The organism is Pseudomonas halotolerans (genome assembly GCF_039581215.1).
Classification (GTDB): domain Bacteria; phylum Pseudomonadota; class Gammaproteobacteria; order Pseudomonadales; family Pseudomonadaceae; genus Aquipseudomonas; species Aquipseudomonas tehranensis.
Genome location: NZ_JBCNTJ010000012.1, coordinates 40,027 through 61,717, shown reverse-complemented (window position 1 = coordinate 61,717; position 21,691 = coordinate 40,027). Strand labels below are relative to the sequence as shown.

General features: G+C 59.1%; 19 protein-coding genes. 16 read left to right on the top strand and 3 right to left on the bottom strand.

The genetic code is table 11. From position 1 onward, the window contains the following. Positions 1-70 precede the first annotated feature (70 nt). The 7 genes from AAIS01_RS16860 (at position 71) to AAIS01_RS16830 (ending at position 8,895) form a co-directional block, all read left to right on the top strand. Entirely contained in the window at positions 71-739 is a 669-nt protein-coding gene (locus AAIS01_RS16860) for a GntR family transcriptional regulator (protein ID WP_343469854.1), read from the top strand. 76 nt (positions 740-815) lie between these two features. Then, positions 816-1,622: an ABC transporter substrate-binding protein gene (locus AAIS01_RS16855; protein WP_343469853.1), complete on the top strand. Its 807-nt coding sequence runs from the start codon at positions 816-818 to the stop codon at positions 1,620-1,622. Between the two features lie 11 nt (positions 1,623-1,633). Next, positions 1,634-2,410: an amino acid ABC transporter permease gene (locus AAIS01_RS16850; protein ID WP_047225541.1), complete on the top strand. Its 777-nt coding sequence runs from the start codon at positions 1,634-1,636 to the stop codon at positions 2,408-2,410. Between the two features lie 2 nt (positions 2,411-2,412). Then, the gene (locus AAIS01_RS16845) at positions 2,413-3,192 is read left to right on the top strand and encodes an amino acid ABC transporter ATP-binding protein (protein ID WP_343469852.1); all 780 of its coding nucleotides are present in this window, start codon (positions 2,413-2,415) and stop codon (positions 3,190-3,192) included. A 55-nt stretch (positions 3,193-3,247) separates the two neighbouring features. Beyond that, positions 3,248-4,858, top strand: a complete 1,611-nt coding sequence (locus AAIS01_RS16840; RefSeq protein WP_343469851.1) for a gamma-glutamyltransferase family protein — start codon at positions 3,248-3,250, stop codon at positions 4,856-4,858. 260 nt (positions 4,859-5,118) lie between these two features. Continuing rightward, positions 5,119-8,013, top strand: a complete 2,895-nt coding sequence (locus AAIS01_RS16835; RefSeq protein ID WP_343469850.1) for a sensor domain-containing phosphodiesterase — start codon at positions 5,119-5,121, stop codon at positions 8,011-8,013. Positions 8,014-8,202: 189 nt separating this feature from the next. Continuing rightward, entirely contained in the window at positions 8,203-8,895 is a 693-nt protein-coding gene (locus tag AAIS01_RS16830) for a type 1 glutamine amidotransferase domain-containing protein (RefSeq protein ID WP_343469849.1), read from the top strand. Between the two features lie 90 nt (positions 8,896-8,985). On the opposite strand, the gene AAIS01_RS16825 is transcribed toward AAIS01_RS16830, so the two are convergent. Beyond that, on the bottom strand, positions 8,986-9,882 hold the full coding sequence (locus AAIS01_RS16825; RefSeq protein ID WP_343469848.1) for a LysR family transcriptional regulator: 897 nt from the start codon (positions 9,880-9,882) through the stop codon (positions 8,986-8,988). A gap of 111 nt (positions 9,883-9,993) precedes the next feature. Between AAIS01_RS16825 and AAIS01_RS16820 the strand changes: the two genes are divergently transcribed. Continuing rightward, complete coding sequence (locus AAIS01_RS16820; RefSeq protein WP_343469847.1) at positions 9,994-10,821, top strand: SDR family oxidoreductase; 828 nt, start codon at positions 9,994-9,996, stop codon at positions 10,819-10,821. Between the two features lie 45 nt (positions 10,822-10,866). On the opposite strand, the gene AAIS01_RS16815 is transcribed toward AAIS01_RS16820, so the two are convergent. Then, on the bottom strand, positions 10,867-11,757 hold the full coding sequence (locus tag AAIS01_RS16815; RefSeq protein ID WP_092396467.1) for a LysR family transcriptional regulator: 891 nt from the start codon (positions 11,755-11,757) through the stop codon (positions 10,867-10,869). A gap of 169 nt (positions 11,758-11,926) precedes the next feature. On the opposite strand from AAIS01_RS16815, the gene AAIS01_RS16810 reads away from it, so the two are divergent. From AAIS01_RS16810 to pstB, 7 genes are all read left to right on the top strand, one after another. Further along, complete coding sequence (locus tag AAIS01_RS16810; protein ID WP_343469846.1) at positions 11,927-13,009, top strand: 4-oxalomesaconate tautomerase; 1,083 nt, start codon at positions 11,927-11,929, stop codon at positions 13,007-13,009. A gap of 56 nt (positions 13,010-13,065) precedes the next feature. Next, entirely contained in the window at positions 13,066-14,370 is a 1,305-nt protein-coding gene (locus AAIS01_RS16805) for a CitMHS family transporter (protein ID WP_186653081.1), read from the top strand. 90 nt (positions 14,371-14,460) lie between these two features. Then, on the top strand, positions 14,461-15,714 hold the full coding sequence (locus tag AAIS01_RS16800) for an OprD family porin (RefSeq protein WP_343469845.1): 1,254 nt from the start codon (positions 14,461-14,463) through the stop codon (positions 15,712-15,714). Between the two features lie 255 nt (positions 15,715-15,969). Further along, positions 15,970-16,989 carry a phosphate ABC transporter substrate-binding protein PstS gene (pstS, locus tag AAIS01_RS16795; protein ID WP_343469844.1) on the top strand — a complete coding sequence of 340 codons (1,020 nt, stop codon included), beginning with the start codon at positions 15,970-15,972 and terminating at the stop codon, positions 16,987-16,989. Between the two features lie 103 nt (positions 16,990-17,092). Beyond that, a complete protein-coding gene (gene pstC / locus AAIS01_RS16790) occupies positions 17,093-18,061 on the top strand; it encodes a phosphate ABC transporter permease subunit PstC (protein WP_431191928.1) in 969 nt (322 codons plus the stop codon). Then, entirely contained in the window at positions 18,058-18,930 is an 873-nt protein-coding gene (gene pstA, locus AAIS01_RS16785; protein WP_343469843.1) for a phosphate ABC transporter permease PstA, read from the top strand. Before pstC ends, pstA begins: the two co-directional genes overlap by 4 nt. Next, the gene (gene pstB, locus AAIS01_RS16780) at positions 18,930-19,709 is read left to right on the top strand and encodes a phosphate ABC transporter ATP-binding protein PstB (RefSeq protein WP_343469842.1); all 780 of its coding nucleotides are present in this window, start codon (positions 18,930-18,932) and stop codon (positions 19,707-19,709) included. The genes pstA and pstB overlap by 1 nt, the downstream gene beginning before the upstream one ends. A 66-nt stretch (positions 19,710-19,775) precedes the next feature. Here pstB and AAIS01_RS16775 read toward each other — a convergent pair whose 3' ends face one another. Continuing rightward, complete coding sequence (locus AAIS01_RS16775; RefSeq protein ID WP_343469841.1) at positions 19,776-20,579, bottom strand: helix-turn-helix transcriptional regulator; 804 nt, start codon at positions 20,577-20,579, stop codon at positions 19,776-19,778. 97 nt (positions 20,580-20,676) lie between these two features. On the opposite strand from AAIS01_RS16775, the gene AAIS01_RS16770 reads away from it, so the two are divergent. After that, complete coding sequence (locus tag AAIS01_RS16770) at positions 20,677-21,639, top strand: threonine dehydratase (protein WP_343469840.1); 963 nt, start codon at positions 20,677-20,679, stop codon at positions 21,637-21,639. Positions 21,640-21,691 lie beyond the last annotated feature (52 nt).

Below are 21,691 nucleotides of genomic sequence, written 5' to 3'. Positions count from 1 at the left end.
TGCTGTTGGCACGCATCCTGCTATTTTGAATTTATGGATAATTGGATACAAAAATTCAAAAGGTGCCACCATGCAATTCGTTCCGACTTTTGCTGAACGCCCGCCGATGACGGCCGAGGAGGAGGCTTACAACTTCCTGCTGGACGCCATTTGCGGCGGACGATTGCGCAAGGGGGACCGGCTGATCGCCGAGGACATCGCCAGCGAGATCGGTATGAGCCGGATGCCCGTGCGCGAGGCGTTTCGTCGCTTGGACGCCCAAGGCCTGGTGACTCTCAGGCCCAATCGCGGGGCCATTGTCAGTGGTCTGGATATCGATGAACTGCACGAAGTCTTCGAGATGCGCAGCGTCCTCGAAGGGCTGGCGATCCGTGTCGCGGTCGCCAGGATAGGCGAGCGCCAATTGGCTGCCTTGGAGCGTCTGCTGGACGAGATGGACGATTACCGCGAGGAAAGCGCCGAGTGGGTCAGCCGGCATCGCGCCTTTCATGAATACCTGTGCAGCCTCAGCGGTCGTCCCCGGTTGCTGAAGCAGATCAGTGCCCTCTATTCCCTGATCGAGGCGCCCATGCGCCTATGGCTTGAGCACGTGGAAAAACCCCTGAGTGCGCGCCAGGAACATGCGGTGATCCTCGAGGCGATTCGTACTGGCGACGCCGATAAGGCCGAGGCCGTGGTGCGCGCGCACATCGAAGGCACCGTTCCTGAGTTGATCCAGTTTCTGCAATCGAAAAATTAACCAGAGCGGGCCCCGAGCCTGCCGTTGTTTTGACTTTGAGTACTGCCCGTTACTAACTGAACTGGAGTGTCTGGTCATGCATAAGCCTCGCCTGTTGGTTGCCGCCCTATCCTTGGGATTCTGTGCTCAGTGGGCGGTTGCCGCGCCCGTTGTTCCGGAGCGCTTGCTCAAGGTCGAAAAACTCGTCTATTGCTCAGGCATGGATTCGCCACCCCTGGTGTCCTTCGATGAAGCGCAGAAACCCAGGGGCTTGACCGTTGACCTGGGCCTGGAAATCGCCGAGCGCCTGGGCGGCAAGAAAGTCGAGTGGCGGGTGATTCCCTTTTCCGGACTGCTCCCGGCGTTGCTCGCCAAGCAGTGCGACATGATCGTCGACCAGTTGTTCGACAAACCCGAGCGCCGCGAGGTGATCGACATCGTCAACTACATGTATTCCAGCCAGGCGGTGGTCGTGCCCAAGGGCAATCCGAAGGGCCTCAAGACGCTGCCGGACCTCTCCGGACACAAGGTCGCGGTGCTCAACGGTTCCACCATCAAGACCCTGCTCGACGCCGAGAACGAAACCCTGGCCAAGGCCGGCAAGCCGGCGATGAAGCTGGTGGTCTACAACACCGACACCGATGCTTTCCAGGCCTTGCGCATCAGCCAGGTCGACGCCTACGGCACCACGGTGGAAACCGCCGGTTATTACGCCGCCATGGCCCCCGATCTGTTCGAGGAAGGGGTGCCCGCCTTCAGCCGGATTCTCACCGGCCTCGGCATCCGCAAGGACGATGCGCAACTGACCGCCGCAGTGCAGCAGGTGATCAACGACATGCGCAGTGATGGCAGCTACAGCCAGCTACTGAGCAAATGGCATGTCGCCAGTGACACGCTTGATTGAGGTGAGCGTTGATGAATTTCAATTGGGATGTGTTTTGGCAGTACCTGTTACAGCCCAGTGATGTTTACCTCACCGGGCTCTGGCTGACCTGCGTGATCAGCGTGTTGGCGATGCTGCTGGGTTGCTTCCTGGGGCTGGCTGCAGCGTTGCTGCGGTTGTCGAGCAACCCGTTGCTGCATTTGCCGGTGCGTTTTTATGTGTGGCTGATGCGCGGCACGCCGCTGCTGGTGCAGATTGTCTTTCTCTATACAGCCCTGGCGGCAGGGGGGATTTTCCGCTTCGAAGACATCGATCTGTTCGGCCTGGTGATTCCCGGCAATATCCAGGCGGCGATCATTGCTCTGGGGCTCAACGAAGGTGCTTATATGGCCGAGATCATCCGGGCCGGCATCGGCGCGGTGGACAAGGGCCAGTACGAAGCCGGACGTTCCTTGGGCATGACATTCGCCAAGCTGATGCGCCGCATTGTCTTGCCCCAGGCGTTCCGGGTCATCGTCCCGCCACTGGGCAACGAGTTCAACGTGATGCTCAAGAACACCACGTTGGTCAGTGTGATCGGCGTACAGGAACTGTTGCTCAGTACCCAGATGGTCACGTCGGCGACGTTCCGGGTGTTCGAGTTGTACCTGGTGGTGGCGATCTATTTCCTCTTGCTGACCACTTTGTGGGGCTTTTTCCAACGTTGGCTGGAGGCTCGTTTCGGCCAATCGGACCGGCCCTCGTCACCGCCGCCGGCGTCGACGCGGATGTTCGGACGCAGCACCCTGAACCTGCTGAGGGCACGTTAACCATGGCGCACCAAAGTGAAGAGCTGATCATCGAGGCGCTGGATGTGCACAAGTCTTTTGGCAACCTGCAGATCCTCAAAGGTATTTCCCTGCAAGTGCGGCGCGGCGAAGTGGTGGTGCTGATCGGTGCCTCCGGCTCGGGCAAGACCACCTTTATCCGCTGCATCAATCTGCTGGAAGACATCCAGGGCGGGCGCATCCGCGTCAATGGCCGGGCCATGGGCTATCGCGAGCGGGCGGACGGCAGCCTGGTGCGTGATTCGGAGCGCAACATCGCCCGCCAGCGCCGGGACATCGGCATGGTGTTTCAGCGCTTCAACCTGTTCCCCCACATGACGGCCCTGGAGAACATCATCGAGGCGCCGATCCAGGTGCTCGGAATACCTCGCACCGCGGCGCTGGAACAGGCCCGCAACCTGCTGGAGCGGGTCGGCCTGGCGGACAAGGCCAACCACTACCCGTCGATGCTTTCTGGCGGGCAACAGCAACGGGTGGCGATTGCCCGTGCCCTGGCGATGAAACCCCAGGCCATGCTGTTCGACGAACCCACCAGCGCCCTCGACCCGGAAACCGTTGGCGAGGTGCTGCAAGTGATGAAAGCGCTGGCAGAGGAGGGCATGACCATGGTGGTGGTCACCCATGAAATGGGCTTTGCCCGGGAAGTGGCTGACCGTGTGGTGGTGTTGGACCAAGGTGAGCTCATCGAACAAGGCCCGCCGGAGCAGATCTTCAGTCACCCCACGCACCCTCGAACCCGGGCTTTTCTCAGTCGCGTGTTATGAACGTTCCAGGGGTGTTCGCCCTGAGCCCCGTCAATTGAGTTGAAGAGTCTTTGCCATGCTGAAATTTTCTGCTCACGAGTACCCTTATCCATCACAACGCCAGAGCGTTTTTGCCCGCCGGGGCATGGTCGCCGCTTCCCAGCCTTTGGCTGCCCAAGCGGGCATCGAGATCATGCAAAAGGGTGGCAATGCCATTGATGCCGCCATCGCCACCGCGGCGGCGCTGACGGTGGTCGAGCCCACGGGTTGCGGCATCGGTGGCGATGCTTTTGCCTTGGTCTGGTGCAAGGGCCAGTTACATGGCCTTAACGGCAACGGCCATGCACCGGCGTCCCTGAGCATCGAGGCAGTCAAGGCGGCGGGCCATGAACAGATGCCGCTCTATGGCTGGACGCCGGTGACCGTCCCGGGTTGCCCGTCGGCCTGGGCCGAGTTGTCGCAACGCTTCGGCAAGCTGCCCTTTGCCGTGTTGCTGCAGCCAGCGATCAGCCTGGCGCGGGACGGTTTTGCGCTGTCGCCGGTGGTTGCCCATCAATGGCAGATCGCTTTGAACGAATTCACGCCTCATCGTGATCAGGTCCTGGATGCCTGGTTCCAGACCTTTCTGATTGACGGTCGCGCGCCACGGGCCGGGGAGATTTTCCGCAACCCGGCCCAGGCCCGCACCCTTGAAGAGCTGGCCGCCACCCGCTGCGAAAGCCTGTATCGCGGCGCCTTGGCCGAACGCCTGGATGCCCACTCCCGGACCAGCGGCGGCTACCTTCGTGCCACGGACCTGCAGGACTATCGCGCCCAATGGGTGGCACCGATCCATGTCAACTATCGAGGGGTCGATGTCTGGGAAATCCCGCCGAGCGGCCAGGGCCTGGTGGCCTTGATGGCGCTGAAGATACTCGAAGGTTTCAGCTTCGATCACCGCGACAGCCAACAGACCTGGCATCGCCAGTTGGAAGCGATGAAGCTGGCCTACAGCGATGGCTTGCACTACATCACCGATCCGGCGCATATGCGTGTGGCGGTGGCTGATCTGCTCAGCGATGACTACAGCTCCCGTCGTCGCGCCCAGATCGGCGAACAGGCTCAACCTCCCGCGCCCGGCGACCCTCACGCCAGCGGCACGGTGTACCTGGCGACCGCTGACGGGGAAGGCAACATGGTCTCGTTCATCCAGAGCAACTACCACGGATTTGGCTCCGGCGTGGTGCTGCCTGACAGCGGGATTGCCTTGCAGAATCGCGGACAGGAATTCAGCCTGGATCCGAGCCACGCCAATTGCCTGGTCCCGGGCAAGAAGACTTTTCACACCATCATCCCTGGATTTCTCACCCAGAATGGTCACGCCCTTGGCCCTTTCGGCGTGATGGGCGGCTACATGCAGCCCCAGGGCCATGTGCAGATGGTGATGAACCTGGTGGACTTCGGCCTGAACCCACAAGCGGCGCTGGACGCTCCGCGCTGGCAGTGGCTGGGTGAGATGAAGGTGGGCATCGAGCAGGGTGCCTCCGGCGACTTGGCCAATGCCCTGGCGCGGCGCGGTCATGAAGTGCAGATCGCCAGTGACCTGACTGATTACGGACGAGGCCAGATCATCCTCCGCGACCCGGTCAGCGGTGTCCTGTGTGGCGGCACCGAGCCGAGGGCGGATTCTCATATTGCGGTGTGGTAGGCACGATTGCGCAATACAGAACCCCCTCATGAACGGGCCGCGCTTGCAGGGACGCCCGGTGGCAGACGGCGGGGAAACCGGGATGACGAGCGCCGCGGCAGGCAACATTCACCGACCGATGAATACACATTGCGTCGTGATAGCACTCAAGTGAATAAAACGATTGAAAAAACCCTCTGGACGCTATACACCGAAGGTTCACTGGCATATTGCCCGGCAATCAGTCATTCAATCTCGCCATTGCGGCGCAGGGAGCGCTGATGAGTTTTCGCCCATTGAGCGATTCCCCGCAGCAATCGAACAACGACGGTGTGGCAACTCACCTGGAAGAACACCCGGATGCGGCCGACATGGCATACGTTGGCAACGAAGACACGATCGAACAATTGCTGGAGTCAGCGCGCACCTGGGCCCACACCACCCAGTGGGTGGTGTATCGCGCCGGTGAGCAACTGCATCGGGTGGGGCAGGGCGACCCACGGGTGCCGTGGCCGGCCAGCGTTGCGAACGAAGCGTTCGAGCGCTTTTGCCGGACCCAACGATTGTGCCGCTGGCCGACCGGCAGGGGCGAAAATGTGCTGGGTTGGCTACTGGCGCCCGTCAGCGCTGCCCAGGAGCCAGCCCTCGCCGAGTTTGCCCTGCGTTTGGGTATCCAGATACAGACCAATACCCTGGCCCGTGCCCAGATTACTCAGCGTGTGCTGTATGAAATTACTTACCTGGCCAGTTCCACCCGCGACCGCTCCGTGTTCCTGGTGGGGGTTCACCGGCTGCTCGCCAGCCTGATCGATGCCGAGAACTTTTATCTCGCGTTGTATGACCCGCACAGCGGAAAGATCGACTACCCGTATTACGTCGACATCATCGATGTCGATGCCGTGGAGTCCCAACACTACGAATACCTTGATCCTTCGCATCTGTCGTTGACCGGCCAGGTGTTGAGCACCGGCCAGCCGTTACTGATCGACGCCGCAGGTATTTGTGCCGCCCAGGCCGAGGGCCGTTTCTACTGCGTGGGTGATCGTCCCGAATTCTGGATGGGCGCTCCGCTGAAAAACGCCACCGATGAAGTGTTTGGCATGCTGGCCATGCAGGTCTACGACGTTGCGCGCATCTACAGTGCCGAAGACCGCGCGCTGTTTCTAGTGGTGGCCCGGCACGTGGCTATGGCGCTGGATCGGATTCTGCACCGTGAGGGCATGGAAGAGACGGTGAGGCGTCGCACGCTGGAGCTGTCGGCAGTCAACGACGCGCTGAGACAGGAAGTGGCCGACCGCGAGCGCGCCGAGCACCTGCAGAGCGCGCTATTCCAGATTGCAGAACTGTCGAGCCAGCCTGGGGACATGGCGGAGCTGTTCCAAACCTTGCATGGCATTGTCGGTGATTTGCTGTCCGCGCAGAACTTCTACATCGCGCTGTTCGACGACGCGATCGATGAAGTGACCTTTCCGTATTATGTCGATGAGCGCAGAACCACCCTGCCGGAGGCTCGACGTGGGTGCCGGGGCCTGACCGAGTACGTTATCCGCCAGCGCCGTCCTTGCCTGATTGACCCTTTCGACGCGGATCGGTTGTCTGCGCAAGGTGAACTCGAAGTGGCCTACGAGTCGGTCCGATTCCATTCCTGGTTGGGCATTCCGTTGTTCGATGGCGATGTGGTACGGGGGGTGCTGGCGGTGCAAAGCTATACCGCCCAAGTGCGCTACACCCTGCGCGACCAGGAACTGCTGACGTTCGTGTCACGGCACATTGATACGGCATTGTCGCGCCGTACCGCCGCGGAAGCGATCCATGCCGCCAACCTCAGGCTCGAAGCCAGGGTACAGGACCGCACCCGCGAGCTCGATCACGCCAACGCCAAGCTGCAACACGAAAACGCCCACGATGCGCTCACTGGGCTGCCGAATCGCACCTACCTGCAGCAGCGCCTCAATCTGGCCTGGTCACGGTTCGAGAGCGACGGCGGGCAATTGTCGGTGATGTTCATCGACCTCGACCGTTTCAAGATGGTCAATGACAGTTTCGGTCACCATTTTGGCGACCTGCTGTTGATGCAAGCCGCTCACCGTTTGCGCAGTTGCCTGCGAGACACCGACATGCTGGCGCGCCTGGGGGGCGATGAGTTTGCAGTGCTGGCGCCGGAGGCGCCGCTGGCGGTGGTGATCGAAATCGCCGAGCGGATTCTGTCGGTGTTCGACCTGCCGTTTTTCATCAATGATCACGAAGTTTTTTCGTCCTGCAGCATCGGTATTGTCAGCGCCGACAGTCAGTTCCATCACGAACCCGCTGACTTGCTGCGCGATGCCGATGCAGCGATGTACCGAGTCAAGAGTGCCGGGCGCGACAGTTACGCCGTGTTCAACCAGGAAGTGCGTCGCGAGGTCTCGGACCAGGTCGAGCGCGAAGCGGCCCTGCGCAATGCGCTCAAGCGTACTGACGAACTGCTGCCGTATTTCCAGCCGATTGTCAGCGTCGAAAGCGGCGAGCTGGTGGCCCTTGAAGCGCTGATCCGCTGGCATCAACCGGGCGGCCGGATCATCGCGCCGGGCGAGTTTCTGCCCGATGTCGAGGGGTTGCGTCTGATCGGTCGACTGGATCTGTACATGCTCACCAGCATCGTAGCGATCCTCGCACAACCGCAACACGCCAATTGGCCACCGGTGCATGTCAATTGCTCCAGCTACAGCATGACGCGCCCGGACTTTGCCGATGATGTGCTGGCACTGTTGGCCCGCTACAACGTCGCGCCCTCGCGGATTTGCCTGGAGTTGACCGAAGGTGCGCTGGTGGCCGAGCCCGCCATTGCCCGACTGACCATGCAGCAATTGGCCGACAACGGCATGTCGGTGGTGCTCGATGACTTTGGCGCAGGATTTTCCTCCCTGAGCTATGTGCATCAATACCGTTTCAGCGGTTTGAAGATCGACAAGTCGTTCATTTTCGAGCTGACCAGCAGCCCTCGCAGTCGGGCGATCGTCCGGGCGATCGTGCGTATGGCCGAATCACTGGACCTCAGCGTGGTGGCCGAAGGCGTCGAAGATGAAGAGACCCTGCTTTTGCTGCGGGAGATGGGGGCAGGGCAGGCCCAAGGTTATTATTTTGCCAAGCCGATGGGGCTGCAGGCATTGCTGGCGACTTCGCTGGTCGGGGCCTAGGTGCCTAGTGGACAGTTCGTTCTACCTTCAGTGGCTGTCGTGCGGTGGGCTCGAAGGGTATCACCCTGATGGGCTCACGAGCATTTTCATGGGGGCGCTGCACCCACTGGAACGTCTGCTACCACGCGGCCTCTGAGGTAATGCAGGGCGAACATCCGCCGCTCATTCAGTCTTGGAGGATAGGTTTACATGAACATTCTAATGGTCCTGACATCCCACGATCAGTTGGGTGACACCGGTAAGAAAACGGGGTTTTGGCTGGAAGAATTCGCCGCGCCCTATTATGTGTTTGTCGACGCCAAAGTGACGGTTACGCTCGCCTCTCCAAAGGGGGGACAACCGCCGCTGGACCCCAAGAGCGACGAGGAACAGGCCCAGACGGACGCCACTCGCCGCTTCAGCGCCGATACCAAGGCCCAGGCAGCGTTGGCCGACACAGTGCCGCTGGGTGAAGTTGACCCCTACGACTTCGATGCCGTGTTCTACCCCGGAGGCCATGGGCCGCTGTGGGATCTGGCCGAGGACACGGATTCCAAGACCCTTCTCGAAGCTTTTTACGCCGCGAATAAACCCATCGCGGCCGTCTGTCACGCGCCTGGGGTGCTCAAGAACGTCAACGCGCCGGACGGCCATCCGGTGGTCAAGGGCAAGAAAGTGACCGGGTTCACCAACTCTGAAGAAGAGGCCGTGGGATTGACCCAGTTGGTGCCGTTTCTGGTGGAGGACATGCTCAAAGCCAGAGGTGGCGAGTATTCAAAGGCTGCGGACTGGGCGAGTTACGTGGTCGAGGATGGCCATCTGATCACCGGCCAGAACCCGGCTTCTTCCGAAGCCGCCGCCAACGCGCTGCTCAAGCGCGTGCAGCAAGAGCAGAAGGCCTGAGTCAGCTCAAACAAGGGCCGGATCGCAACCGTCGCGCGTTCACCTCGCAAGCGCGCATGCCGTTATGTGCGGATGCACAGTTGTGGACAATCAATGAGACTCGCGCAAGACCTCGATGAAGGCCTGCAAACCTGATGGGATATAGCGGTGCCCCGGATAATACAGATAGAGCCCAGGAATCCTGGGGCACCAATCCGCCAGGACCTCAACAAGACGAGCGTCTGCCAAAGGTTGCGATACCGCCTGCTCTGGCACGTAAGCGATGCCGAGCCCGGACATGGCTGCATCGACCATGATTTCGGCATTATCGAGGGTTAGCTGCCCTTTGGGCTCGATGACCAAGGATTGTCCGTTCTTGGAGAATTCCCATCTATAAGGTTTACCACTGGGCATCCGGATGCAGATGCATTGATGTCCTGGCAGATCATCCGGCGTAAGAGGGGCAGGATGAGTCGTCAGGTATTGGGGGGACGCCACGGTAATAAATCGCGTATCGGTTCCTATCGGTACCGCGATCATGTCTTGGGGGATCGATTCACCTAAACGGATACCGGCGTCGAAGCCCTCGGCCACGATATCGATCAGACGGCCCTCGGTCACGAGATCAACCGACATCTGGGGGAAGCGTTCCAGGAATATCGGGAGGGCAGCCTTCATCAAAACGCGCGCGGCCTGTTCGCTGGCATTGATCCGTAACGTGCCGCTGGGAAGATCCCGGTATTCATTGACTTCCTCAATCGCCAGCTCGAATTCGCGCAACACAGGCGCCAGTCGTCTTAGCAGACGCTCTCCCGCAGCCGTCGGTGAAACGCTGCGCGTGGTGCGGTGCAGCAAACGCACCCCAAGACCGGCCTCCAGCGTTTTCATCATATGACTCAGGGTTGAGGCTGACAGGCCCAACTCATCGGCCGCTTTACGAAAGCTGCGATGAGCAACGATCCGGGTCAGTGCACGTAAATCGGCAAGCGAAAGGGGTAAATGATTCATGGCTATATTTCATTAGCTCATCCGAATTCTGCCCCATAGTAGCAGCAGTCCGGCTGACGTAGTTTGGTCTCTCATCGATGGCAACTCACCCTTCATTCGGAGATCAAACACATGAGCAAAACCTGGTTAGTGACTGGAAGTTCCTCCGGCATCGGTCTGGCGGTGGTCGAACAATTGCTGGCGCGGGGGGACCGTGTGGCGGCCACTTTGCGTAAGCCTCAGGCCTTGAGTCACTTGAAGACACGCTACGGCGAGCAACTGTGGACAGCGATGCTCGATGTAAACGATGCAGCGGCGATCCGCGCTGTGGTTCATCAGGCTTTCACCGAGCTAGGACGTATTGACGTGGTGGTGAGCAGCGCGGGCTACGCGTTGTTTGGTGCGGCGGAGGAAGTCAGCGATGAACAAATCGACCAGCAGTTGCAAACGAATCTGCTCGGTTCTATTCAACTCATCCGTGCCTGCCTACCGTTTCTGCGCAAACAGGGGGGTGGTCGAATTCTTCAAGTGTCCTCGGAGGGCGGGCAGCTCGCTTACCCGAACTTCAGCCTTTACCACGCAAGCAAATGGGCCATTGAGGGATTCGTTGAATCGGTCGCTCTGGAAGTCGCGCCTTTTGGGATCGAGTTCACCCTGGTCGAACCGGGCCCGACACGGACTAATTTCGGCGCCGCGCTGGTTCGCCCGCCCGCGATGGCTGAGTACGAGCAAACGCCTGCCGGGGAAGTGCGTAAAGCAATCGCCGAAGGTACGTTCCCGCTTACCGGAGATCCGCAAAAAATGGCCAGGGTCATGCTGGAAATTGTCGACGTCGATCCCGCGCCAAGACGTCTACTGCTAGGCAGGGGGGCATACGAGCGTGTTCGCAATGCCCTGGTCCAACGGCTGGCTGAGCTGGAGCAATATCAAGCGCTTGCAATGAGCACGGAGGTTGACTGAGATCGGCCCGTTTCTCATCCAGTTCTGATCATGGACACCGAAAAATCAGTGTTCCCATTGCTCAAGCAATATCGAGACAAATTTTTCCGCTGCCGGGGAGAGCGATGCGCCCCTTCGATAGACCAGGCCCAGCGATCGGTTTACCACCGGATCAATCAACGGCACGCTGACCAATGTCGGGTGATCCTCGGCTGGCATTGCCAGGCTGGGCATGGCCGACACCCCGAGACCGGCCTCGACCAACCCCAACGACGTAGACAAGTGCTGCACTTCGTAGAACCACTGCGGACGCCAGCTCAAACCCGATAGAGCATGGTCAAGCAGCATTCGATTGCCGCTCAGGCGACCGACACCGATCAGTCGATAATCGCTGAGCTCAGACCAGCTTACCGAGCTGCGTCCGGCCAGTTCATGGTCGCGTCGACAGGCTAAAACGAAAGGTTCGTTGACCAATGGCACGAACTCGATGTCCGGGTGCTGGCCACTCATCATATTGATACCGAAGTCGGCTTCGCCACGTAGCACCGCCTCGAGCCCTTCGTTTGCGCTGAGGTCGAGCAGGCGGATGCGGATTTTGGGGTAGCGCTCGTTATAAAGGCGGATCACTGAAGGCAGGAAATAGAAGGCCGCGGTGGGGATGCAGGCCAACGTCACGCGGCCGATCTGGCGCTCCGCCAGTTCGCGAATGTTGAGAATCGAGTCGTCGAAATCATCCAGCAACCGCCGCGCCTTGGGCAGGAAATCGCGCCCGACGCTGGTCAGGCTGACCTTTCGGGTGGTGCGATCAAGCAAGGCGGTCCCCAGGCCTTCCTCCAGTTTTTTCATGCGCCGGCTCAGGGCCGGTTGAGAGAGATGCAGCGCATCGGCGGCTTCGTGGAAACTGCCTAGTTCAGCGATTTTCACGAAAGATCGTATGTCCTGAAGCTCGTATTCCATGTTTTTTCTCCCTGGGGCAAGAGCAATGCGCTGGGAAATCATCGTAAATTAATTAATTCGTGAAACGCAATAATTGCTCTGATCTTTGCATTGGAAACACTTTTAAAACCCTGACACTCTTGTTTCCAGAACATCAATTATCCAGATTGATCAACAAGAGTTAGTGTTCATGCAGCGAATTCCTTGTGTGCTGATGCGCGGTGGTACTTCCAAAGGACCCGTCTTTCTTGCCTGGGATCTGCCCAGTGCCATCGCCGAACGTGATGAGCTGCTGCTCAACCTGATGGGGTCCGGCCATGAGTTGGAAATCGATGGCATCGGTGGCGGCAGCCCGCAGACCAGCAAAGTGGCAATCGTCAGCCCCTCGTTGCACCCGGACGCGGATGTCGACTATCTGTTCGTCCAGGTCATGGTTTCCCAGCGCCGGGTCGATACCGCACCCAACTGCGGCAATATGCTGTGCGCCGTCGGTCCGTTCGCCATTGAGCAAGGGCTGGTCAAGGCTGGCGGCGATCTGACCCGCGTGCGTATTCGCAACCTCAATACCGGGACCTTCGTAAACTCAGAGGTGCAAACCCCTGGGGGCAAAGTCAGCTATGAAGGGGACACCGCCATCGACGGCGTGCCTGGCACGGCCGCTCCGGTGCAACTGACCTTTCTGGATGCGGCGGGTAGCAAGACCGGCAAGCTCTTCCCGACGGGGCAATCTCTGGACCTGATCGATGGCATCCCGGTGACCTGTATCGACATGGCAATGCCGATGCTGATCGTCGAGGCCCGTCAGCTTGGCAAGCGCGGCGATGAAAGCCCCGCCGAGTTGGACGCCGATAAGGCGTTCCTGCAACGCCTGGAGTCCCTGCGACTTAAAGCCGGCCTGGCCATGGGCCTGGGTGACGTCAGTGACAAGGTCATCCCCAAGCCAGTGCTGGTGTCGCCTGCCCAGTCGGGCGGGACGGTCCAGGTGCGCTACTTCATGCCGCACAACTGTCACCGCGCCCTGGCCATCACTGGCTCCATCGGTCTGGCCACCGCTTGTGTGACGCAAGGCAGCGTCGTGGCGCAGTTGCTCGGCGGCATCAGCGAGCCACGTCTGCAGCAGGTTCGCATCGAACACCCCAGCGGCGGTATCGATGTCGTGCTGTCCTATACCGGCGAAAAGGGTGAGACCATTCGTGCCTCGGTGGTGCGCACCGCCCGCCGGCTTTTCTCAGGTTACGTCTACGCCACGGTTTCCCAGCGCCTGGCAGGATAGCCCAGGCAGACCTCGTCATTGCATCAGCGACTCAATAACAACAAGAGATCTGACATATGCTCGCTTTACTTGGCTTGGCCATGGTGGTGGTCTTCACCTTCCTGATAATGACCAAACGGTTGTCACCGATCGTCGCCTTGACGGTGGTGCCCATCGTCTTCGCCGTGATCGGCGGTTTTGGCGGTACCACCGGCAAGATGATGCTGGACGGCCTGAAAATGGTCGCGCCGTCGGCGGCGCTGCTGCTGTTCGCCATCCTGTTTTTCGGCCTGATGATCGACGCCGGTCTGTTCGACCCGCTGATCCGCAAGATCCTCAAGCGGGTCAACGGTGACCCGATGAAAATCGCAATCGGCACGGCGCTGCTGTCGCTGTTGGTGGCGCTGGACGGTGACGGCACGACCACGTACATGATCACCTGTGCAGCGATGTTGCCGCTGTACAAACGCATCGGCATGAACCCGATGATCCTGGCGACCATTTCCATGCTCTCGTTGAGCATCATGAGTGGCATGACGCCCTGGGGCGGCCCGGCGACCCGTGCGATCGCAGCGCTGGGCCTGGATGCCGGTGAGTATTTCGTACCGCTGCTGCCGACCATGATCGGCGGTGCGATGTGGGTGGTGTTCACGGCGTTCCTGCTGGGGCGTGCCGAACGCAAGCGCATCGGCAACGTCCATCTGCAAAGCGGTGGGGGCAATTGCTACATCAAGGCGATTATTGAAGACACGCCGCACAAGCGCCCGAAACTGGCCTACGTCAACCTGCTGCTGGTGACCGCGGTGATGGTTGCGCTGGTGATGGGGCTCATGCACTCGGCGATCCTGTTCCTGATCGGTTTTGTCCTGGCGTTGATGATCAACTATCCGCAACTGGATGTGCAGAAAGAGCGAATCCTCGCTCATTCGGGCAACGCCATGACCGTGGTTCTGCTGGTGTTCGCCGCGGGGATCTTCGCCGGGATCTTCTCCGGGACAAAAATGGTCGATGCGCTGGCGCAAACCCTGGTCGACTGGATTCCGCCATCCTGGGGCCATCTGTTCCCGCTGGTGGTTGCGATTACCAGCATGCCGCTGACGTTCGTATTGTCCAACGATGCCTACTACTTCGGTGTCGTGCCGATCCTGGCCAACGCCGCAGCGGCCTATGGCATTGATCCGGTCGAGATTGCACGGGCCTCCATTCTCGGCCAACCGGTGCACCTGATGAGTCCGCTGGTGGCCTCGACCCTATTGCTGGTCGGCATGGTGGACCGTGATCTGGGTGACTTCCAGAAAGCCACCGTCAAATGGGCGGTGCTCACTTCCCTGGTCGTGACTGCGTTGGCATTGCTGACGGGGGCAATAAGTCTGTTCTCCTGATCCCCAACGTCTTTTTTAACGACCTGACGTCCCACGCCAGTGGGGCGGACGGTTAGCTGCATCCCAAATAACAACAATGAGTAGTTTTAAATGACCTCTGTTTATACCTGTGGAGCTTTATTGACGCTTCTGGCGTTGTTGCCGCTGGCCAATGCCAATGCACAAGGTTTTATCGACGACAGCAAACTCAAGCTGCAATTGCGCAATGTTTACATCAATGAAAATTTCCGCGATGAACATGGCATGAGTGCGCGAGCGGCCAATACCGCCAAGAGCGAGCGAACCGAATGGGGCCAAGGCTTTTTGCTTGATTATCAGTCGGGATTCACGTCTGGCAGCCTCGGCCTGGGTATTGATGCTTTGGGCCTGCTGGGGGTCAGGCTCGACTCTGGCCGCGGTCGTAGTGGCACCGGCTTGCTGCCTTTGCATGATGACGGCCGTGCCGCCGATGAGTTTGCGAGCTTCGGCATGACCGCCAAGGCTCGATTCGCCAAGACCACCGTCAAATACGGTACGTTGCTCCCTAAAACGCCGGTGCTCATTTACAACGATTCCCGACTGCTGCCTCAGACCTACCAGGGCGGCCAGTTCACGAGCACCGACATTGACAACCTTAGCCTGACGGGCGGCTATCTTGATCGTTTCAAGTTGCGAGATTCGAGCAACAGCATGCCCATCGTGCCAGACGGCTACAGTGGCGATAAATCAGGGGACTTCAGTTACCTCGGGGCCGATTACAAGTGGGGCAAGACGATTCGCCTCAGTTACTTCCATGGTGAACTGGAGAACTTCTATCGGCAGAACTTCGCGGGTATCCAGCATGATCTGCCGCTCGGCTCAGGCGTGCTGACCAGTGATCTGCGCTACTTCCGCAGTGTTGATAGCGGTTCTGCCTATGGCGGTAAAATCGACAACCATATGCTCAGCGGCCAACTGTCTTACGCTGTCGCAGGCCATACCGTAGGCGGCGGCTATCAAACACTCAAGGGCGACGCCGGGCTGCCCTACATCAGCGGGGCGTCCGTTTATTCTTTCAGCAACGCCGGCATAGGCAAGTTCATAGAGGAAGACGAGAAGACATGGATGCTCAACTACGGCTACAACTTCGCCGCCTTGGGCGTGCCCGGCCTGACGTTCTCCACTCGTTACCTGAGCGGCGACGATGGAGAGTCCAACTCCACAATCAAAGAGTGGGAGCGCGATGCTGAGCTGGCTTATGTGGTGCAGCAGGGCACTTTCAAAGGGGTGGGCGTGAAGCTGCGCAATTACGTCTACCGCTCTGAATTCTCGAGGGGCCGGGACAGTAACCGGCTTTACCTGACCTACGATATTGCCCTTTGGTGATCGTCCGTCGCCCGCCGTATGAGGGGGATGCGCCAGTTCCTCGGCAGCCAAATGCGCTGCCTGTGCGCAATGCGCCGAGCAAGTTCCATTGCACTTTTTTGGCCCCAATGCGAGCAAACTTTCATGAAATTATCTTAATCAAGAATGCTGCCATAACGCCAGAAGTGTCATGGAACAGAAATATTTGAAGAATTAAATCGTCACTTCTCAGATAGGTGGGTACTTCCACTCACCCCCTTCAATTGAGGTGCTTTCGTGACGTTGCTGATAAAAAAGAGCCTTTCTGTCCTGCTCGCTTCTCTGTGCATGAGCGGTCTTGCGCATGCAACCGATGTAACAGGTGCAGGTTCCAGTTTCGTATATCCGGTCTTGTCAAAGTGGTCACAGGACTACAGCAAAAGTTCCAAAAACCGAATCAACTATCAATCTATTGGCTCGGGCGGCGGTATCGCTCAGATCAAGGCTGCAACGGTGGATTTTGGTGCGTCGGACGCGCCGTTGTCTGCTGAGGATCTTAAAGCCGGTGGGCTGGGCCAGTTTCCAAGTGTGATTGGCGGGATCGTGCCAGTGATGAACATCGAGGGTATTTCGCCGGGCCAACTGAAGCTCGATGGTGAAACCCTGGCGAAGATTTACCTGGGTGAAATCACCGTCTGGAACGATCCGGCACTGGTTGCCCTGAACCCCGGCATGAAACTGCCCGACAGTAAGATCACCGTCGTTCACCGCTCGGACGGTTCTGGCACCTCCTATAACTTCACCAACTATCTCGCAAAAGTGAGTGATGGCTGGAAATCAAAAATCGGTTTCGGCACCACCGTGCCTTGGCCGGTCGGGGTAGGTGGCAAAGGCAACGAAGGCGTCAGCGCTTATGTCAAGCAGATCAAAAACTCAATCGGCTATGTTGAGTACGCCTACGCGCTGCAAAACAAGATGACTCACGCGCAGTTGAAAAACGCTTCCGGGAAGTTCATTCAGCCTAACGCCAAAGCGTTCCAAGCGGCAGCCGACACGGCGGACTGGGCTCACGCCAAGGACTTCAACCTGATCATGACCAATGCACCTGGCGATAACGCGTGGCCGATCACAGCGACCACGTGGATCATTATGTACAAACAGCCAAAAAACGCGGAGCAAAGCCAAGCCGCCTTCAACTTCTTCAAATGGTCGCTAGAGAACGGTCAGCCACAAGCTGCGGCACTGGACTATGTCGCCTTGCCTGATTCCTTGGTCAAGCGGATTGAAGGTTACTGGAAGTCTGATTTCACCCATTGATTCAGCACCCTCTCTACCACCCCTTCGTCAGGCACGTTTTGCCTGACGAAGGGGTTTGTTTGTGAGCAGACGTATGATGAACGACACAGTCCAACCGCTGGCCATGAGCCTGTGCACCCGCGATGTTGCGAGTGACAGGCGTGCGCATCTCGACCAGCGTCATGATCTCTGGTTCAAGCGTTCGATGCTGGCCGCCGCGATGCTGGTGTTGGTGCTGCTGGTGAGTATTGCCGCTTCGACTCTATGGGGCGGCAGTCTTGCGCTCAAGACGTTTGGCCTCGACTTTTTGACAAGCACGGATTGGGATGCGGTTAATAACCGCTTTGGCGCTTTGGTGCCTATTTACGGCACACTCGTGACATCTTTTTTGGCATTGCTGATCGCAGTCCCCATCAGCTTTGGCATCGCGATATTCCTTACGGAGTTAGCGCCGCCTTGGCTGCGCATGCCCGTCGCTTCGGCCGTTGAATTGCTCGCGGGAATCCCATCGATTATTTATGGCATGTGGGGGTTGTTCATTTTTGGCCCGTTCATGGCCGCGCATCTATCGCCCTGGATCAATGATTATCTGGGTGAACTTCCTTTGATCGGTTCGTTGTTTCAGGGCCCTCCATTGGGTATCGGCATGCTGACCGCCGGCATCGTGCTGGCAATCATGATCATGCCTTTCATCACCTCCGTCATGCACGAGGTGTTCCGTAGCGTTCCCACGACCCTCAAAGAGTCTGCTTACGCGCTTGGCAGTACCACTTGGGAAGTGGTTTGGGACATCGTGCTGCCCTACACACGGTCTGCGGTGGTCGGCGGGATTTTTTTGGGGCTTGGGCGCGCATTGGGCGAGACCATGGCGGTAACGTTCGTATTGGGCAACGCTCAACAGTTCTCCGCTTCATTGCTGATGCCCAGCAGCTCCATCGCGTCGGTCATCGCCAACGAGTTCAGCGAAGCCTATACCGACCTGCATCGGTCCGCGCTCATCGCGCTGGGTTTCTTGTTGTTTGTCGTCACTTTTATCGTATTGGCGTTAGCGCGACTCCTGCTTATGCGGCTTTCACGCAAGGAGGGTCTATGACGGGTCGTGAACGGCTCTATCGGATGCGCGCTTTCAAGAATCGCGTCGCCATGCTGCTCAGTTGTGGCGCCACGGCTTTTGGCCTCATCTGGCTGATCTGGATTCTGATGACCACGGTGGTCAACGGGTTTCAGGCGCTGAATCTGCATCTCTTTACTCAGATGACGCCGCCACCTGGCACGCAAGGCGGTTTGGCCAATGCATTCTATGGCAGTGCGCTGATGTCCGCGATTGCCCTCCTGATCGGGACACCCATTGGGTTGATGGCAGGCATCTGGCTCGCGGAATTCGCCCGGCACTCGCGCCTGGGGACCACGGTCCGTTTCATTAACGACATCTTACTTTCAGCCCCCTCCATTGTTCTGGGGCTGTTCATTTACACCGGCGTAGTCCTGCCGTTGAACGTGCTGACTGGCCATCAGGTCGGTTTTTCCGCCATCGCCGGTGCTCTGGCATTGGCGTTGTTGGTGATTCCAGTCGTCGTGCGGACAACTGATGAAATGCTTCAACTGCAACCTTCGACGATGCGCGAAGCGGCGCTGGCGTTGGGCGTGCCGCAATGGAAGTTGACCCTGCAGATTGTGTTGCGATCAGCCAAGGCCGGTGTGGTGACCGGGATTCTGTTGGCCCTGGCCAGAATCACCGGTGAAACAGCGCCGCTACTGTTTACCGCCTTCGGCAACCAGTTCTGGAGCAGCGATCTGCTTAAGCCGATTGCCAGTGTTCCTGTGGTGATTTTCCAGTACGCGATGAGCCCGTTCGATGACTGGCACGCTCTGGCATGGGCCGGAGCATTGGTGCTGACACTCTTTGTGTTGGTACTCAGCTTGCTGTCCCGTTTGATCCTTTTGCGCAATAGGTTGACCTGATGAATAGCCGTGACGTTGCCAACCAGAACACTAAAATTCGCGTGCGCGACTTGGAGTTTTTTTACAACAACCAACGTTCGCTCAAGTCCATCGATATGGATATTCCAGACAAACGCATCACCGCAATCATTGGGCCCTCGGGGTGTGGGAAGTCAACGCTGTTACGGGTATTCAACCGTATTTACGCCATGTACCCAAAGCAGGAGGCGCGCGGCGAGGTGTTGCTCAACGGCGAGAACATTCTCGCCCCCGGTTACTCCATGAATCGCCTGCGTAGCCATGTCGGAATGGTGTTTCAGAAGCCGGTGCCTTTTCCGATGTCCATTTACGACAACGTCGCCTACGCCGTGCGCCACCACGAACAACTCTCCCGCCGAGAGATGGACGAGCGTGTGGAACAAGCCTTGAACGGAGCAGCGTTGTGGGACGAGGTGAAGGATAAGCTCAAGCAGAGCGCACAGAGCCTGTCGGGTGGTCAGCAGCAGCGCCTGTGTATAGCGCGCACTATCGCTTTGCGACCACAAGTCTTACTTCTGGATGAACCTACCTCCGCGCTTGATCCGATTTCCACCGGACGTATTGAGCAGTTGATCACCGAACTGAAGGAGCACTACACCGTTATCATCGTGACCCATAACATGCAGCAAGCGGCACGCGTTTCGGACTACACGGCTTTTATGTTTATGGGCGAACTGATTGAGCATGATGTCACCGACGCCATCTTCACCACGCCACACATGAAACAGACCGAGGACTACATCACCGGTCGTTTTGGCTAGCCAAGCCGGGACCCTGCGTGGTCCCCACTGGGTTGGCCCTTGTTCTCGCTGTTAGCCGCGTTGAGCTCAGCGCAACTGCACCGGACTCACCCCAAGCCGTTGCTTGAACGTGGTTGCCATGTGCGCCTGGGAATTGAACCCGCAGGCGAGGGCGATTTCCGACAGCCTGGCTGTGGAGTCACGCATCAGTGCGCGGGCCTTGGCCAGGCGCCGGTCGATCAGGTAGCTGTGTGGGCTTTTACCCGTGGCGAGCTTGAAGGCGCGCATGAAATATCCCTCGGACAACCCCAGCAAACCGGCCATCGCCGACACGCCTAGCGGCTCGTCAAGACTCGCCTCGATAAACTCATCCAGCTGGCGCATGCGCCGGGGGGTGATCGCACCTCGGCAGGGTGTCGACAACGCCGCGTCACCCGTCGCCCGTTGCGCCAGCGCCAATGCCCAGGTTTCCCAGTCGTCTTCCACGCCGGCACGTAACAGCGCGCCGCGCATTCGCAGGGCCAGATGAATGGCCTGCTGGTCGATGCGATTGTTGAATGCCCGATCCCCGGTCAAGAGGGCGCCGTCGGTACGCATCACCCGCAGGTACTCGCCACCTTTGCGTGATTCGGAGAACACGTCGCACCCGGCCGGGACGAATGCCAGGCCGTTGGGCATCGCCTCGAAGGGAAGCACCCGGTCGCTGCCGAGGGCGTGCACGCCGCGCTGGCTGTCGAAGGCAAAACCAATCGACGCCTGGGTTGCCACATAGCGGGTCGAGTAAGCCGCGCTGGGCAGCAATTCGATCACCCAGGACCCGGTCTCGACACGGCGGACCGGTTCGGACAAGGGCGAGGGTGATCGGCGATTTTGATGGCTCATGAGCGCCATAGTAGTCAAGACAGGGCGCAAAAGTCAGGTCGGTTTTTTGAAAGCCGACCCACGGCGGCGATGTCTAGACTGGCTAGCCACTCAGGGAGATAAGCTCATGCACCGACTGACTCGTGATGATATTGAACAGGCTGCTCGCCTTGTTTACCAAGTGATGCCCGCCACCGCCCAGTATTCCTGGCCCTTGCTGGCCCAGCGGCTGGGCTGCACGGTGTGGGTCAAGCACGAGAACCACACCCCCACCGGCGCTTTCAAGATACGTGGCGGCATCACCTTCATGCATTGGCTCAAGCGCGAACATCCAGAAGTAAAAGGCATCGTCACCGCCACCCGTGGCAACCATGGCCAGAGCCTGGCGCTGGCGGCCCGTGCCCTGGGTTTGAAGGCGTTGATTGTCGTGCCCCAGGGCAATTCGCTGGAAAAGAACAATGCCATGCGCGGCTTTGGCGGTGAGGTCATTGAGTGTGGCCGGGATTTTGATGAAGCCCGTGAAGAGGCCGCCCGCTTGGCGCACGTGCATGGGCTGTTCCTGGTGCCACCGTTTCACCTGGAGCTGGTCAAAGGCGTGGCCACGTACGCCCTGGAACTGTTCACCGCCGCGCCGCAGCTCGATACCGTCTATGTGCCGATTGGCTGTGGGTCGGGCATCTGTGGCGTGATCGCCGCTCGCGACGCCCTGGGCCTGAAAACCCGGGTGGTGGGCGTGGTGTCCACTGAGGCGATGGCGGCAAAGTTATCGTTTGAGACCGGCGAAATACGCGAAACCGCCTCGGCAGATACCTTTGCTGATGGCCTTGCCGTGCGCAAACCGATTCCCGAGGCGTTCGCCCTCTACACAGCGGGGGCCGCACGGATCGTAGCGGTCAGTGAGGCGGAAATTGCCGAGGCCATGCGCGTCTACTACACCGACACCCATAACCTCGCCGAAGGGGCCGGCGCCGCGGCCTTGGCGGCACTTATTCAGGAGCGTGAAGCCAGGAAGGGGGAAACAGTGGGGGTGATTCTGTCGGGTGGGAATGTCGATCAAGCAGTGTATGCGCGGGTGATCGAGGGAAAATAAAGCCTCGACACCCAGCGCAGTCCCATGGCCCGGTCGGCACCCCTGGTGCCGA